13 protein-coding genes are annotated in these 15559 nt (G+C 58.7%); 3 read left to right on the top strand and 10 right to left on the bottom strand.

The window, feature by feature from the left end:
* Positions 1-21: 21 nt before the first annotated feature.
* The 10 genes from AC0L18_RS26180 to AC0L18_RS26135 all read right to left on the bottom strand — a co-directional run bounded on the left by AC0L18_RS26180 (position 22) and on the right by AC0L18_RS26135 (position 12259).
* On the bottom strand, positions 22-1974 hold the full coding sequence (locus AC0L18_RS26180; protein ID WP_473494810.1) for an acetoacetate--CoA ligase: 1953 nt from the start codon (positions 1972-1974) through the stop codon (positions 22-24).
* Positions 1975-2229: 255 nt separating this feature from the next.
* Positions 2230-2934 (bottom strand): ABC transporter ATP-binding protein, encoded by a 705-nt coding sequence (locus tag AC0L18_RS26175; protein ID WP_127208196.1) that lies wholly within the window; start codon positions 2932-2934, stop codon positions 2230-2232.
* Positions 2927-3685 carry an ABC transporter ATP-binding protein gene (locus AC0L18_RS26170; RefSeq protein ID WP_473494809.1) on the bottom strand — a complete coding sequence of 253 codons (759 nt, stop codon included), beginning with the start codon at positions 3683-3685 and terminating at the stop codon, positions 2927-2929. The genes AC0L18_RS26175 and AC0L18_RS26170 overlap by 8 nt, the downstream gene beginning before the upstream one ends.
* Entirely contained in the window at positions 3678-4610 is a 933-nt protein-coding gene (locus tag AC0L18_RS26165; protein ID WP_473494808.1) for a branched-chain amino acid ABC transporter permease, read from the bottom strand. Before AC0L18_RS26165 ends, AC0L18_RS26170 begins: the two co-directional genes overlap by 8 nt.
* Positions 4610-5473: a branched-chain amino acid ABC transporter permease gene (locus AC0L18_RS26160; protein ID WP_473494807.1), complete on the bottom strand. Its 864-nt coding sequence runs from the start codon at positions 5471-5473 to the stop codon at positions 4610-4612. The genes AC0L18_RS26165 and AC0L18_RS26160 overlap by 1 nt, the downstream gene beginning before the upstream one ends.
* A 67-nt stretch (positions 5474-5540) precedes the next feature.
* Positions 5541-6800 (bottom strand): ABC transporter substrate-binding protein, encoded by a 1260-nt coding sequence (locus AC0L18_RS26155; protein WP_473494806.1) that lies wholly within the window; start codon positions 6798-6800, stop codon positions 5541-5543.
* 35 nt (positions 6801-6835) lie between these two features.
* The gene (locus AC0L18_RS26150; RefSeq protein ID WP_473494805.1) at positions 6836-7612 is read right to left on the bottom strand and encodes an SDR family oxidoreductase; all 777 of its coding nucleotides are present in this window, start codon (positions 7610-7612) and stop codon (positions 6836-6838) included.
* Positions 7609-8499 carry a beta-keto acid cleavage family enzyme gene (locus tag AC0L18_RS26145; RefSeq protein ID WP_473494804.1) on the bottom strand — a complete coding sequence of 297 codons (891 nt, stop codon included), beginning with the start codon at positions 8497-8499 and terminating at the stop codon, positions 7609-7611. The genes AC0L18_RS26150 and AC0L18_RS26145 overlap by 4 nt, the downstream gene beginning before the upstream one ends.
* The gene (locus AC0L18_RS26140) at positions 8496-10250 is read right to left on the bottom strand and encodes a hydantoinase B/oxoprolinase family protein (RefSeq protein WP_473494803.1); all 1755 of its coding nucleotides are present in this window, start codon (positions 10248-10250) and stop codon (positions 8496-8498) included. Before AC0L18_RS26140 ends, AC0L18_RS26145 begins: the two co-directional genes overlap by 4 nt.
* Complete coding sequence (locus AC0L18_RS26135; RefSeq protein WP_473494802.1) at positions 10250-12259, bottom strand: hydantoinase/oxoprolinase family protein; 2010 nt, start codon at positions 12257-12259, stop codon at positions 10250-10252. The genes AC0L18_RS26140 and AC0L18_RS26135 overlap by 1 nt, the downstream gene beginning before the upstream one ends.
* A gap of 172 nt (positions 12260-12431) precedes the next feature.
* On the opposite strand from AC0L18_RS26135, the gene AC0L18_RS26130 reads away from it, so the two are divergent.
* The 3 genes from AC0L18_RS26130 (at position 12432) to AC0L18_RS26120 (ending at position 15504) form a co-directional block, all read left to right on the top strand.
* Complete coding sequence (locus tag AC0L18_RS26130; RefSeq protein WP_473494801.1) at positions 12432-13148, top strand: GntR family transcriptional regulator; 717 nt, start codon at positions 12432-12434, stop codon at positions 13146-13148.
* 431 nt (positions 13149-13579) lie between these two features.
* A complete protein-coding gene (locus AC0L18_RS26125; protein ID WP_473494800.1) occupies positions 13580-13990 on the top strand; it encodes an acyl-CoA thioesterase in 411 nt (136 codons plus the stop codon).
* Positions 13991-14748: 758 nt separating this feature from the next.
* Positions 14749-15504 (top strand): 4'-phosphopantetheinyl transferase family protein, encoded by a 756-nt coding sequence (locus AC0L18_RS26120; protein WP_473494799.1) that lies wholly within the window; start codon positions 14749-14751, stop codon positions 15502-15504.
* Positions 15505-15559: the final 55 nt, after the last annotated feature.

Here is a 15559-nt window from a genome sequence, read left to right as displayed (position 1 = left end):
GATGTTTGCGCCAGACCATTATTAATCACTGCAGAGTGCTTCCAGCCCGGAATAGAGCTCCAGCGCTTCCGGGTTGGCCAGCGCCTCCTTGGTCTTCACCGACCGTCCGTGGACGACTTCGCGCACGGCGAGCTCGACGATCTTGCCGGACTTGGTGCGCGGAATGTCGGCGACCTGGATCACTTTGGCCGGTACATGACGCGGTGACGCACCGATGCGGATCTTGGTCTTGATCTTCTTTTCGAGATCGGCGTCGAGCGTCAGGCCCGGTACCAAACGGACGAAGAGGATAACCCGGACGTGGTCGTCCCAGTCCTGGCCGATGCAGATGGCCTCGGCGACTTCATCGAGCTGTTCGACCTGGTTGTAGATCTCGGCGGTACCGATGCGCACGCCGCCGGGATTGAGGGTGGCATCCGAGCGGCCGTGGATGATCAGGCCGCCGTGTTCGGTCCATTCGGCGAAATCGCCCTGGCACCAGATATTATCAAAGCGCTCGAAATAAGCCGCGCGGTATTTGGCGCCATCAGGGTCGTTCCAGAAACCCACCGGCATGGAGGGGAAGGCTTTGGTGCAGACCAGTTCGCCCTTCTCGCCATGGACCGGTTTGCCTTCATCGTCCCAGATGTCGACTGCGAGGCCGAGGCCCGGCCCCTGGATCTCGCCCTTCCAGACCGGCTTGACCGGATTGCCGAGCACGAAGCAGGAGACGATGTCGGTGCCGCCGGAGATGGAGGCGAGCTGGACGTCCGGCTTGATGCCTTCATAGACGAATGAAAAACCTTCCGGCGAAAGCGGCGAGCCGGTGGAGGTGATCAGGCGCAATTCGGAGAGATCGTGTGTCTTGAGCGGCTCGATGCCGCCCTTGCGCACCGCATCGATGTATTTGGCCGAGGTGCCGAAGACGGCGAAGCGTTCCTCGGCTGCATAGTCCCACAGGATATTGCCCGAGGGCGCGAAGGGCGAGCCGTCGAACAGGCAGAGCGTGGCGCCGCTCGCCAGACCCGAGGCCAGCCAATTCCACATCATCCAGCCGCAGGTCGTGAAGTAGAAGAGGCGATCACCATCGCCGATGCCGGAATGGAAGCGGTGTTCCTTCAGGTGTTGCAGCAGCGTGCCGCCGGCAGAATGAACGATGCATTTCGGCACTCCGGTCGTGCCCGAGGAGAACAGGATATAGAGCGGGTGGGCGAACGGCAGCGGCTCGTATTCCACGGGCCTCGCGGTGAAGGGGATGGTCGCGGCATCCATGGTGCGGCCACCGGCGAGCGATGCGGCCAGCGCTTCGGCGTCGCCGGCGTAACCCACGACCATGACGGGGCAGCCGAGCTTGGGCGCGACGTTCCGGACCTTGTCGGAGACGTCCTGCAGCTTGCCGTTGTACCAGTAGGCATCGCAGGTGATGAATAGGCCCGGCTCGATCTGGCCGAAGCGGTCGAGCACGCCCTGCTCGCCGAAATCGGGCGAGCAGGACGACCAGATGGCACCGATCGAGGCGGAGGCCAGCATGCAGGCGATTGTCTCCGGCATGTTCGGCATCATGGCCGAGATACGGTCGCCCTTGCCTATGCCCATCGCGCGGAAGGCTTGCTGTAGCTTGGATACGGTGGAATGGAGCTGATCCCAGCTCCAGCGATAGCTCATCTTGTCCTCACCACGGAAGATCAGCGCGTGTTGGGGACCGTTCTTGATCAGGAGGTTTTCGGCGAAGTTCAGGCTGGCGTCGGGGAAGAAGCGAGCATGGAGCATAACATCGCCGTTGATGAGATCGCGTGCCCCGGGCTGTCCAATCACGCCGCAATAATCCCAGACGGCAGACCAGAAACTGCCGCGTTCATCGATTGACCATTGATGAAACGCATCATGGTCAGGTAGATCAGCCTTGTAGGTACAGGTGCAGAATTCGCGAAACCTCGTGATTGCGCTCGTGCGAATCTCGTCTGCGCTGGGCTGAAATAAGGGTGAGTCGATCATCGACAAGTTCCTTTGAACCAAATGTTATGCGGCCGCGGTGTAGATAACAGGCCGATGCGTCGCAGGAGCCCAACACCACCAGATTTCGCCTTAGTGCCACTAGGTGCCTTCTCGGCGTTTAACCGACCAGATTAACGCCCGCGTCCCGACAACACGCGAGCGCCTTGATCGCCAACCCGCCAGGATGAACAGAGGTTAGTTGCGCCGCGATAAGCGCGCAGCGCGGCCTGACACACGTCCTGCATCTCGGGACAACTAGCCTAAGTAGGACGCGATGACGGCAGGATCGTCCCTTATCTCTGCTGCTGGTCCGGACAGTGCAACGCGCCCCTGCTCAACGACGTAGGCATGTTGTGCATACTCAAGCGCAAGCATGGCGTTCTGTTCGACGATCAGCACACCGATCCCGCTTTCGCGCGAATAGTCGCTGATGGCCGAGATGAGCTGCTCTTCGACCATAGGGGCGAGGCCAATGGACGGTTCGTCAAGCAACAGCATCTTCGGTTGCGCCATCAGTGCCCGGCCAAAAGCAAGCATCTGCTGTTCACCGCCGCTCATTCGACCTGCTTGTTGTTTTTGACGGTTGGCGAGCACCGGAAAGAGCTCGAAAATTCGCTCCAGCGTCTTGCGCCGCCTTGTGGGATCAGGCCGAACGGTTGCGCCGAGCAAAAGGTTCTCTAGGACCGACAGTTTCGGAAAAAGCTCACGTCCCTCTGGCACAAGAGAGATGCCCTTGCGCACGATGTCATCTGGTGCAAGCCCATTGAGCTTTGCACCGTCCAATCGGATTTCGCCGGAGGCGAGTTTGACGAGACCGCAGATAGCATTCATCAGGGTCGTCTTTCCCGCGCCGTTGCTGCCGACGACCGCGGTCACTTGCTCAGTGCTGGCCGTAAAGCTCATCCCATTGAGCGCGCGGACGCCACCATATTCAAGTACCAGATCTTTCGCCTCAAGCATCACTATTCCTCTTCCGACCAAGATACGCCTTAATCACTTCAGGATGACGTCCGATTTCCTCAGGCGTTCCTTCCGCAATGACGCGGCCAAAATTCAAAACGGTGATCCTGTCACACAGACGCATCACCGATTTCATGTCGTGCTCAACGAGCAAAATCGAGATTCCATCTGCTCGCAGTTGTTCAACCCGTGTCGAGACCTCTGCCTTTTCGGTTGCATGCAGCCCTGCCAACGGTTCGTCCAGGAGCAGTATTCGAGGGCGGGTCGCCAGCGCGGTTGCGATGCTTAGTACGCGCCTCAAACCACCTGGAAGGTTCCCAGCAGGCTCATTGGCGCGTGATGCAAGCCCCATCCGCTCCAGTGCCTCGAACGCAGCAATATTGATCTTCGCGGTCTCTCCGGTCGGTATCCATCTCTTAGGGTTCCACGCTGACCCCTGTGCAGCTCGGACGCCGAGCGCCACGGCTTCAAGCAGGGTTCCTGAAGTGTAGACCCTCGTAAGCTGAAATGTTCGAACCAGGCCCAGCCTGGCAATACGATGCGAGGGGAACCCTTCGACGCGAACACCATCCAGGCTGACGTCACCGGCAGAAGGTTTCAAGCTTCCGCTTATTAAATTCATCGTCGTCGACTTGCCCGAGCCATTCGGCCCGATAAGGCCGCGGATTTCGCTCCGTCCGAGCTTGAGCGACACTCCATCTACCGCTTTCAAGCTGCCGAAGATCTTGCTTAAATTATTGATCTCAAGCATTTTTAGTCCTCCAGACCATGAGGCGGCCACGCGCCCATTGTCCGAAGAGTATTGCGATGATGACAAATACGCCCCAGATCATCGGGACGAATTCAGGGACAAATCTGAAGATTTCTTCGATCAGCGTAAGAAACAGCAGTCCGAGAATTGGACCGGAAAAACGGGTCGTGCCACCGATCACACAGGCCGCGACGACCTTGAACATCAGCATCGCATTTATATCCGATGGCGAGACGATGCCGTTGTAAGTGGCGAACAAACCGCCCGATATTCCGGCGCCGAATGAGCCAAGTATGAACGCCAAGGCGCGCAACGCCCAGGCATCGATCCCGATCGACGACGATAGTGCCTCGTCCTCGCCGACAGCCTTGATCTTCAAGCCGGCATCGGAGGCATCCAGTGACGCGTAGAAGATGCCCAACAAGACCAGCACAGCGGCCACCAGGCATAGGAACTCCAGCGTCGACGACGGATTAGGCAGGATTTCAGGCCGCTCGATAAAGGCGATGCCCGATGTGCCGCCAGTGATTTCCCGGAACTGAATGAAGCATTGGCGCAGTGCCTCTCCCGCCGCAAAGGTAGACAGGAAGAAGTAATATTGGCGGGTCCGAAGCACGGGGTAGGACAGCAGCCCTGCAAATAGCGCCGCGAACAATCCTCCTGCGACTATTGCCACCAGCACCGGCAGGTCGAATGGCGGCTTCGAAAGGATTGCAACGGAGTAGCCGCCGATCCCCATGATGGCGATATGAGCGAACGACCAACCTCCCATTGTCGTGATGGTGCGATACGACAGAACCAGGATGGAAGTCATGCCGAAAAGCACGAGGACACCAAGCATATAGTTACTGCCGACGAAGCCCCCGACGACAAGCGCGGCGCCCAGTGCGCACACGGTCATTAAATCGCGTCGGAACGCACTCATTATTCCTTCTCCCCGAACAGGCCAGATGGCTTAACACTCAGGACGAACAGCATGACGGCCGCACTCGTGAGAGCGAGAAAACGTCCGGCACCGAACTGAGACATGAGGGTATCGAGGACACCGAAAATAGCAGCGGCAGCAACCGCGCCCCAGATGTTGCCAATACCGCCAACGATGATGATGATGAACGCCTTCCATAGCGCACCCGCCCCCATGAAGGGAGAGATCTGGCTGATGGGACCCATGGCCGCACCGCATATGCCCGCGATCGATGATCCGAGGATGAGGGTAAGTCGGCCCACCTTCTCGGTTCGTATACCTTGCAAGAGGGCGCCACGCGGATTTTGAGCCACAGCGCGAATGCGCCGGCCTGCCTCGGACCTCATGAGGAATACCCACAGACCGGCTGCTAGCACGGCGACCGCCCCAATGACGACGAGTCTCGATGCCGGAAGAATGGCGCCGCCGAAGTTCACGACGCCTCGCATCGGCGGGGCGATCGAAAGACCAACGGGCCCAAAGATTTGAACGACAATCGTCTGAATGACATACGACAACGCAAGCGTTGATATGAAAATCGCCAAAGGCTTGTCGCCGAGTGGCACGACCATGGTTCTGTGTAGCACCAGGCCGAGCAGCCCGGTCACCGCCGCCGCAACGATTGCACCGACGGCCCATGCGACTGGACCACCCACCTGGGGTGAGAGAGTCGAAATACAGAGATATGTTGCGTATGCGCCGATCATGAAGAATTCGCCATGGGCGAAATTAATGATTCGCATCACGCCGAAAACCAATGCCAGACCGAGGGCGAAGCAAAGGTAAAAGGACGTGAGCGATAGGCAATTCAGTAAGATTTGCATCGGGTCAATCACCTGAGAGAGGTCGGAGTAGCCGCGGCACGTCCGCGGCCACCTATGCCGATAAGCCTCACTTTGCCGAGACTTGACCGCCTTCAGAGAGTGCTAGCAGCGCTGCGTCTTTGTGAGCGTTCCACCAGGCAGCAACATCAACGACGGCGGTAACCTTTACACCACCCTTGTCGTCCGTCACGTAGATCGGGAGTGGAGTCATCAGCCAGTTGTTGGCACCGAAGATTTCCGATCCACCCCAGCGCGAAGGTCCGAAAAGCGGCTGATCCACGGTATCGCTTGCGAAAAGCGCGTCGCGCACGCCTGCGCCGGTGGGATCAGAGGACTTCTGAATCCCCGCCTCGATGGTTGTCATCGCTGCGTAGGCGACCGACGCGAGCGCCGACCATTCCTTCTCGCCGAACTTCTCGACGTAGGTCTTATAGAACGCCGACACGCGCGGGCTGAAGTTCGGCTCGGAAGCATCGACGACATAAGCGCTGAAGATCCGGCCAGCTACTTCTGCAGCCGGGACACGTTCCGTTACCAGGCCCATGGTCCAGCCTTCGCTGCCGTAGAGACCCTTGTAGCCCAACTGCTCCATCGCCTCGACGAACAGGGCCTGCTGTCCAGGTGTGAAGCCCAGCTCGACGATAAGGTCGGGATTGGATGCCATTACCGGCGTGGCCAGGCCGAGCATATCCGACGTTGATGCCGGATCGTAGGGCTGCGAGTAAACGATCTCGACGCGATCCAGGTAGGGAGCCAGGCCTGCCTTGTAATAAGCAAGCGCCGCCTGGCCGAAAGAGTGGTCTGCCGTTACGATTGCGACACGCTTGATCTCCGGCCGGCTCTCCAGGAGATGGCTGACAAGAAACATGTATGACGCCGGTGAGCCGGTGACCGAACCGATGAGGAACGGGTACTTCGGGCCGAGATAGCCGGCACCATAGCTTGTTGTCAGAACCTTGTTTTCGGTAGTGATCTCGGCGACCGCCTGGCGTGAAGCAGGTGTAAAGGTCTGGAGAATGAAGCTCACCTTGTCATCAAGAATTGCACGGCGGAAAGCGTTCAGCTCATCACCGGCTGTGTAGCAATTGTTGTCGTAGCCAGTTACCTCGATCTTATGCTTCTTGCCCGTTGCGTCGGCGATACCGCCGTTCGCGTTGAATTCTTCGGCCCAAAGCTGAACACCGCGAGTAATCGGAACGCCCCATTGAGCGCACTCGCCTGCCTGTGGCTGGACCACTCCAACTTTGATCGTATCTTCGGCGGCCGCTGAAGTTCCTAGAGCACCGGCAAGTGCGCCGGCGATCAGCAGTCTTGTAAGCGCGTTCATTTCACTTCTCCCTGTGTTGAAGTTCCCCTATGTTTCTACCGGAGTATTTCGGTGTTACCGCACACACCCAATGACTGCCCCGAGATTGATCTGCCTGCATCGGACGCGACGAAAACCGCCAGATCCGCAATTTCCTCAGGTTCGATCATTCGACCCAGTGATATTGTCGCGACTTCATCGGCCTCGATTTCAGCGAGCGGGCGTCCTGTAAGTTCTGCCCGGGCGGACATCACTCGCTCCATGCGCGGCCCACGGACGGACCCGGGAAGGATTGCGTTCACGCGGATGCCGAACTGGCCGACCTCCATCGCGAGCGATTGGGTAAGGCCGATCACGGCCCATTTGGCCGCCGCGTATGGCGTCCTCATCGGCATGCCGAGTCGTCCGGCCGCTGAGGACATGTTGAGGATAACCCCCGACCGCTGCGTCTTCATCCCGGCCATCACACCGCGAATGAACAAGAACTGGGCGGTGAGATTGACATCGACCGTTCGCGCCCACTCCTCGGGCGAGACGTCCTCGATCGCAAGCGTCGGACCGGCAATGCCGGCATTGTTGAAGAGGATGTCCACTCCGCCACCCAATCCCGCGAGCATCGACTGGAGAGCGGCTGGAACGCTGGCGGGGTCAGCCACATCGCATACGACTGCAGTGGCTTCGGGATATTCCGAGGAGAACGAGCTTACCGAAGCGGGATCAATGTCACAGACTGCGACCCGCGCACCGGCTTCAATCATTTTCTTCGCGACGACCCTACCGATACCGCTGGCACCGGCAGTGATGATTGCGCGCTTGCCAGAAAGAGGGCTCATGCTGCTGCTCCCAATCCAAGGCGATCGCGGGTCGCGGCGGATGACATAATCCGCACACCCATGCGTTCGACGATTTCGTGCGCGCGCTGCACAAGCGCGACGTTCGTCGCCGGAACAGCCCGTTCGAGCCAGATATTGTCTTCGAGACCGACACGCACGTTCCCACCAAGCAGAACAGCCTGGGCGACCATCGGCATCTGCATGCGGCCAACGCCGAATGCGGACCACACAACGTCGGCGCCGCGGGCTGCATCCGCCATGGCCTTCATTGCCGTCGTGGTGGCCGGAGCGCCCCAATTCACGCCTAGGCAAAATTGGATCATTGCAGGGCCGGCGAAGACGCCTTCGCCGATGAGCTTCATGACAAAGTCAAGGTGGCCGAGATCGAATACCTCGAGCTCGGGCTTTACACCGTAACCCCGGATCAAAGCCGCACCTTCGCGAATTTGCTCGGGCGTGGAAATGTAGACCAGATTGCCTTCACCGACGTTGTATGAGCCGCAGTCAAGCGTGCAGACGTCGGGTCGCAGCGCCTCGACGTGGAGGAGCCGGGTCTTCTGGTTGACGAGATCTGTGCCAGCGACGGCCTTGGTCGGATACTCGGCGTCGAGAACGAGGTCGCCGCCCATGCCCGCCGTCATGTTGACGATGATGTCCTTGTTGCGATTACGAACGCGCTCAAGCACTTCTGCATAAAGTTTGACATCGCGACTTCCGTCCGTCGTCTCCGGATCGCGAACATGGACATGGGCGATCGCGGCACCGGCTTCGGCGACGGCCAGAACGTCGGCGACGATCTGTTCAGGCGTCACGGGGACATGCGGGTTCTTCTTGGGCCCTGCTCCGGCGCCGGTCACGGCACAGGTGATAAAGATTTCGTTGTTCATGCTTGTTGTCTCAGCTTGGAGGTTTCGTCTGAAAGAATTTCAAGAGTTTTGGGGTCGATCGCCACGCCGTAATCCCGGCGTGCGGCTTCCGCCGAAATGTAGCCGTCGATCACGTCTTCGCGGACACGCTCAGGATTACGGGAGCGCGCAACGCCCCAGCCGCCGCCACCCGTGGACAGGAATTCGAATGCTTCGTTCGGCCCGAATTTGTGGGATGACAGAAGCGGAGAGCGCCAGGTGCCATCCGGCCTCGGGCCACCGATGATCTCGCGGCGCCCATTGCCATATTCCTGCACCAGCACCTGAACGGGACTCATGCTGCCGCCGTTTACGCCGGGGCTTCCCTCGATGGTTCTGGATGTCTCGATCGAAAGCTCGCCGCCATTGAGAAAGCGGAACTTGAACCGCGCGCCCAGACCGCCCCGGTTTTCGCCCGGGCCGCCTGAATCCTGGCGAAGGTCGAAGGCTTCGACGACGACCGGGTAGAGCAGTTCGGCCGCTTCCGCTGGCATGTTGGTGCAGTTGCCCAACGGATCCAGCGTCACGTTCAGCCCATCATTGTATGGCGTTCCGCCCCAGCCGCCCGCCGGGATGTCCGAGAAGACATCAATGCGCCCGCCGGCACCGCGAACCGCAGCAACGAACCAGTTTGCATCGGCGCATGTAGGAGCGATCGCAAGATCGGGGATGGCCTTTGCCACGGCCTGCCAGATCGCGCTCTGTACTTTTCCGGACGTTACGGTGGTGCAGCCGACGACAGGAGCGGGCCAGCGCGCATTAAGCCAGCAGTCATCCGGAAGGCTCAATGTGATTGGCGCAAACATGCCTGCATTCGGCGGCGCGTCGGGCGCCAGGAAGAACTGCAGAGCGGTGTATACGGCGGCGGTCGTGTTCGCGAAGGGCGAATTGATCGCGCCGGCAACCTGGGGATCGCTTCCCGCGAAATCCACGTGCAGGTTTGAGCCCGAGACGGTCAGCTTGACCCGCGCCCAGACCTTGGCATCGGTGATGCCATCGGAATCCGCGTAGTCGGCGCCTTCGTAGACACCATCCGGTATCTTTTCGATTTCTGCGCGAACGATCCGTTCGGTGTAGCGGATCATGTCGTCCATTCCCTGGAGCAGGGTCGCGCGGCCGTATTTGCGCGCGGTAGCCTGGAGTTCATCCTCGGCAGCCAGCAGAGCGCCCATATGGGCTTGCAGGTCGCCGCGGATGTAATGCGGCGTGCGCGTGTTTCGCAGCAGGATTTCGAGAAGGTCCGGATCGACCTCATAGTTGCGATAGAGCTTCAGTGGGGGAAGCCGAAGCCCTTCACCGGCGACGTGCGTTCCAAAGCCCTGGCCACCAGGGCCGCCACCCCCAAGATCCATCCAGTGACCGCGGCTTACCGCGAAACCGATAAGCATGTCTTCATGGAAGACAGGCATGGTCAGCGTCACATCGTTGATGTGGGTGCCGCCGTCATAGGGGTCATTCAGCACCACCACATCACCCGGCCGAAGCGTCTCGATGCCGAACTTCCGCGCCACGGCCTGGACGCTGAAATGCATCGCCGCCAGATGAACGGGGCAGTTTGCAGTCTGACCGACCAGACGCAGCGCGGGGTCATAGATCGCGTTCGAAAAGTCGAGATTTTCCGAAAGGATCGGCGAGAAGGATGACTTCTGCAGAATCACCGTCATGCGGCGGCAAACATGCTCGAACGTGTTGCGAAGCACTTCGAACGTGATTGGGTCGATTGAGGTAACCATTATGACCTCTCCAAGATGCAGTTGCGGGCGGAGTCAAAGCGTGCCACCCAACCCGGTGGAATGACGATGCTGGTGTGCGGATCTTCAATGAGAGCGGGGCCGCTGACCTCGACCGCGCCGGCGGCGTCGTGAACCGGGCTGTCGGTCCAGCCGCCAAACCAGACCTTGCGTTCAGCCTGACGTGGCGAGCCGATCGCGGAACTCGTACTAGATTGCAGAATGCCAGCGGGTGATGGCGCTTCCGCCGTGACTGCCAGTGCGACAATCTCCACGGGGAAATCGTCCGACCGGACACCGAACTCTCTCTTGTGCGCACCGTGGAAGGCCTCAGCCAGGCGATCGAGGTCGCGTCGCTCGATAGCACCCCGGTCCTGCACGACGTCCACTTCGAAAGTCTGACCCGCATACCGCATGCGCATCACGAAGCTAACCTGCACGCCGTCTGCGCTGGCGCCCTGCCCAAGAAGGGCTTCGACGGCTGCATCACCCAGGTTCTTCAAGCGGAGGCCGATTTCGTCGAGCTCCTTGGCGACGAGCGGGGCGTAGTAGAAAACTTCTTCGTCGTGCTTGATTGCCAGTCGCAGCGCTCCATAAGCAGAGGCAACACCGGAGTATCTGGGGACGATGACCGTCGGCGTGCCGAGCGCCTCGGCGACTGCGCACGCGTGCAGCGGTCCTGCTCCGCCAAAACTCGCAAGCGCGAAATCGCGAGGGTCTCGGCCGCGAGATGCAAGGACAAGCTTGACGGCTTGTGCCATAGCCTCGGTCGCGATCCGCAGCATGCCTTCGGCACATTCCTCGATGCTAAGTTTCAACTGAGACGAAACGGTCTCTACGGCTGCGCGAGCCGCTGCGACGTCCAGTTTAAATTTACCCGAAAGATCCGGGCTAATCCTGCCGAGCACCAGATTTGCATCCGTGATCGTCGGCCGCGTTCCACCTCGCCCATAGCAGGCAGGCCCGGGAACCGAACTTGCGGACATGGGGCCGACGCGGAGTGAGCCACCGCTGTCGATCCAGCCGATCGAACCCCCGCCGGCGCCGATTGAACGGATGTCGAGCATCGGCACTGCGACCGGAATGTCGAACTCAATTTCATATTCGCGGGTGATGAGGCCCTCACCATCCTCGACGATGGATGCGTCGAAGCTTGTTCCGCCCATATCGGTGTGAATGATGTTTACCGAGCTGGCCGTACGTGCGATTTCGGACGCATATCCGACGCCGCCTGCAGGCCCCGACTCCACCAGTTCCTCGACACGGAGACGCGCCTGGTTGACGGACATCATCCCGCCATTGCTTTTCAGGATCATGAGATTGCCGGTAAACTCCGCTTCACGGAGCCGGGCCTCAAGACGCTCAAAATAGTCGGCCATCACCGGCAGGATCGTGGCTCTCACTGAAGCCAACGTGAAGCGCGTGTGCTCTCGGAACACCGGCTTGACATCCGCCGAAGGAATTGCCCGCACGCCGGGCAATGCGGCTGTGATGATTTCGGCGACCTTGCGCTCGTTTGCCGGGTTCGCGTAGGAGTTGATCAGGCAGATAGCCACGGATTTGATGCCGGCTGCAGCGATGGCCTCGATAATGGGCTGAAGCTCTGCAGCATCAATCTCCTTCTCAACCTTCCCGAACGCAGTGGTTCTTTCGTTGATCGTGTAGCGATGCCGACGACGGATCAGGGGCTTAGGCTTGGTTTGATAGGGCCGATAAAGATGTTCGCGGTGCATTCGGCCGATTTCGAGCACGTCGCGAAAGCCGTCCGTGGTGATCATCGCAGCATCCGGGAAGGTGCGCTCGATCAGTGCGTTGGTCGCCGTCGTGGTGCCGTGGACAAGCAGCTCAATCTGGTTCGGTGCGATGCTGGCGTTTGCAATGACGTTCAAGACGCCACGCGACCTTTCCTCAGGGGTCGTCAGAACTTTACCGGTTCGCTCTTCGCCGGTCGCACTGTTGACCGCGAAGAGGTCCGTGAAAGTTCCTCCCACATCGATACCAACCTTCCACATACCAGTTACCCTTTTATTGATCGTTGATCAAAGAATTGCCGGCAAAACAGATTTGTGTCAACCCCCATGTCGACGCGATATCCACCACACAGAGCCTAACCATTTTTGATCGTTGATCAAATAAATTATTTTCGCTATGCTCACATCCGTGTCAGGCAGATCAGGAGTGAAAATGCCAGCGACCAAATTTCCCGTGCTTCGGCCGCGGCCAAGAAACTCAGATTTGGAACATGTTTATGCAGAGCTAACTCGTTCAATCATGATGGCCGAGTTTGCACCTGGTCAGAAGTTGAAGCTCGACGACTTGGCCACCGCATTCGGCACAAGTCATATGCCGGTTCGAGAGGCCCTCAATAGACTTGTCATGGCTCGCGCGCTGCAGTCCGAAACGAGGCGAACTCCCTTCATTCCCGAAGCCAGCGTTGGGCGCCTTCGCAATCTACTTACCCTTCGAACAGATCTTGAAGGCAAGGCGGTGGCGATGACGGTCGAACGCGGCGAGAACGGGCTTGCCGATCAGCTGGCCCAAATAAATGCCCGGATGGATATTGAAGCGGAGCGTGGCGCATTAGGAACGCGGACGTATTTACAACTAAATCACAAGTTTCATTTTTCGCTGTATGAACGATGCGGAAATCCTGAACTTGTGAATCTTATTGAATTGCTTTGGATGCGTTATGGGCCGTTGTTGAGCCTGTTGAAGGCGACTCCAATGTCGTTTTCAGGGCATCGGCATCACGCAGACATAATTGCCGCCGTGAGATCGGGCGACAGCACTACAGCTGTTCAGAGCCTGGTCGCCGACCTGCAGGAAGCTGGAGACGCTATCGCGACAGCTTTGTCTACAAAAATACACAAAGCGCACAGCTCTAGCTCGAGCGCACCATGACACTGGAACCGCAATTCCTGGGCTGCGCATTGATTCCAAATGGACGAAACGAAGATGGCAGAATTGGAAAACGACCCGCGCGTTGCGAGGGCGGTGCTTGGTGGTGAATGATATGGATCGAAGCTGGTAGCGAGCGACCCGCGACCTCCGCGTCGGGCGACTCTAAGTGCGGGGCCCAGGCATTCCGATGCGCGCCGTCGCTCATTTGGCCTCGCGAGGTTCCGTTCACGCTGCCTGCTGCCGCTGTTTCGGTTGGGCATTGCTTCTCGGGTAACTCGGAGCAGTAGCTCCAGAAGGGAGAGTGGGCGCGATTCAAAGTGAAACTAGCGTCTTCGCGGCCCACAGCCAATACAGCTGTGCCGAAGTGAATACCCAAGCATGGGTTATCCCGACGATGCGACACTTTCCGCCAACTCTTAGTGAGGTATATTTTGGCTGACGAGATCGATAGTTTTATTGGCGTCGCGCAGCCATGGATGTGCGACGAGTTTGGTCATATGAACCGCCGATTTTACGCGGCCATGTTTGACGACGCTACATTGGTCGTGCTGCGGTTCTTGGATGTTGATGACCGCCAAGACTCCCTTGGATGGGCGGATGTCAGGACCGAGACCGATTTTCGCGCAGAGGTAAGTGCGGGGACCATTCTTAAAATCCGATCCTCCGTCACAAAGATCGGCAAAAGTTCGCTTACCATCCGGCATGTCATGGTGAATTCGTCCAACGGTGAGACCGCTGCCGTGGAGAGCTGCGTATCAGTTCGATTCGACCTTCAACAGCGCAGGTCAAGCGAGCTCGGTAGGGCAGTTATCGCGCGAGCAGAGTCGGTATTTGCCGCTTAGTCGGCTACGCTGCGCAAAAAAATAACGGTCTGGCCCCGACGTCCAGCGTCTCTACTGCAAATTGGTTGGTTCAAACTATCCTCAATGTCATAAAATTTGCATTTCATGACATTACTCGATCAAGCGTGACGCGCCAGTCCTCGACCGGGTTCGCTCGTCCCAATCCGGGTCGTAGATCAGCGGATCCCGCTCGGGCACCGCTTCCGATCGAGGTAGCCGTTCGACTACCACACCTTCGAGGACCGCATTCGAGCGCGCATGCAAGGCGTCGATCGCCGCGAACTCTTCGGGCAGCGGATCCGGCTCGTCGCCTCGATTGGCTCATCGGGGTCCAACTCCGGCGCGGATGTCCCCACGCCGGCACCATCGACGCCGCCTGCGAGGCTTGGCAGAAGCTCATCGCCCAACGCGAAACAATCACATCAATCGGAATGCGAAAGTGGGCTCACGTCGGTCGAGCTTCATGACCGTTGGTATAAATCCCCAACAGGACGCGCAACTAATCCAGCATCAGCCGTCCGTTCATCCGATTGTTCGCCCCCTTGCAAACCCTACCCAGCCAACTCGGTGCTTGGAAGACCCACCACACTCCCGTCCTGGCCGGGGCGCATCCTGCGAATGGCGCAAGCCCTCAGCTTCGCCACCTAAACGTATAACTCTAGCTTAATGAATTCGTAATATAAATTAACAAACTCAAACTCGTTCCCCAGAAAATATCATGATAGAAATGCGACCTAGGTTAGGGGAGGCGACGGGATATGACCGCTTTTGCCGATCTCGAACTTATCGCTCTATCTTCTCGTTCACGTGGATTTTTCACCGATGTTGAGTTACATGTTCCCGGGCTCCCCAATGCGATCTTGGTGCGCGGCAGGTTTGATCTCGAGAGCTATACGGATGACCTGTTCAACCTGCTGGCGTTGCACTGCCCTGCCAGTCTGTCCGCAGCGGTGGCCATACGCCGTGCTGAGTTTTTAGCCGGGCGAGCGATGGCACACGCGGCATTGCGGGCGCTGGGTCAAGCCGCTACTGAGATTCCAATCGGCCTAGGCGGGGCTCCACTCTGGCCTTCCTCTTCCGCTGGATCGATAAGCCATACGCGTGGGCATTGCGCTTGTTTCGCCATCGCCAATGCGAACTGGCGGGCAGGTGTCGACGTTGAGGCGCTGGCCAGCGGTCATGCTCTGGATGCGATCCTACACATGACCACCAATGAGGATGAGCGCGCCTTGATCGCTCGACAAGTGGTCCTCTCTCCAGACTGGCTGGCGAGCCTAGTTTTTTCCGCCAAAGAGACACTTTTCAAAGCGCTCTATCCTGTGGCAAGGCGCTTTTTCGGATTCGACTGTGCAGAGTTACGAACGACGCCTCGAAACGGGCAACTACGACTGCATCTGACAAAAACTATCTGTCCAGAATTGCTCGAGGGCCAGCACTATGACATTCGCTTTAGCATCGCTGCTGGCCATGTGTTGACCTGGTTGGCAGTAACACCCCAGCATATGTCAATGTAGCGGCTCCTGGCCGATACATCGTTAAGGCTGCCGAAGCTTCGGAACCAGGGCGCTG

The organism is Mesorhizobium sp. WSM4819, assembly GCF_055811215.1.
Note: the sequence above shows the minus strand (reverse complement) of the source record. Positions and strands in the feature narration are given on the sequence as shown.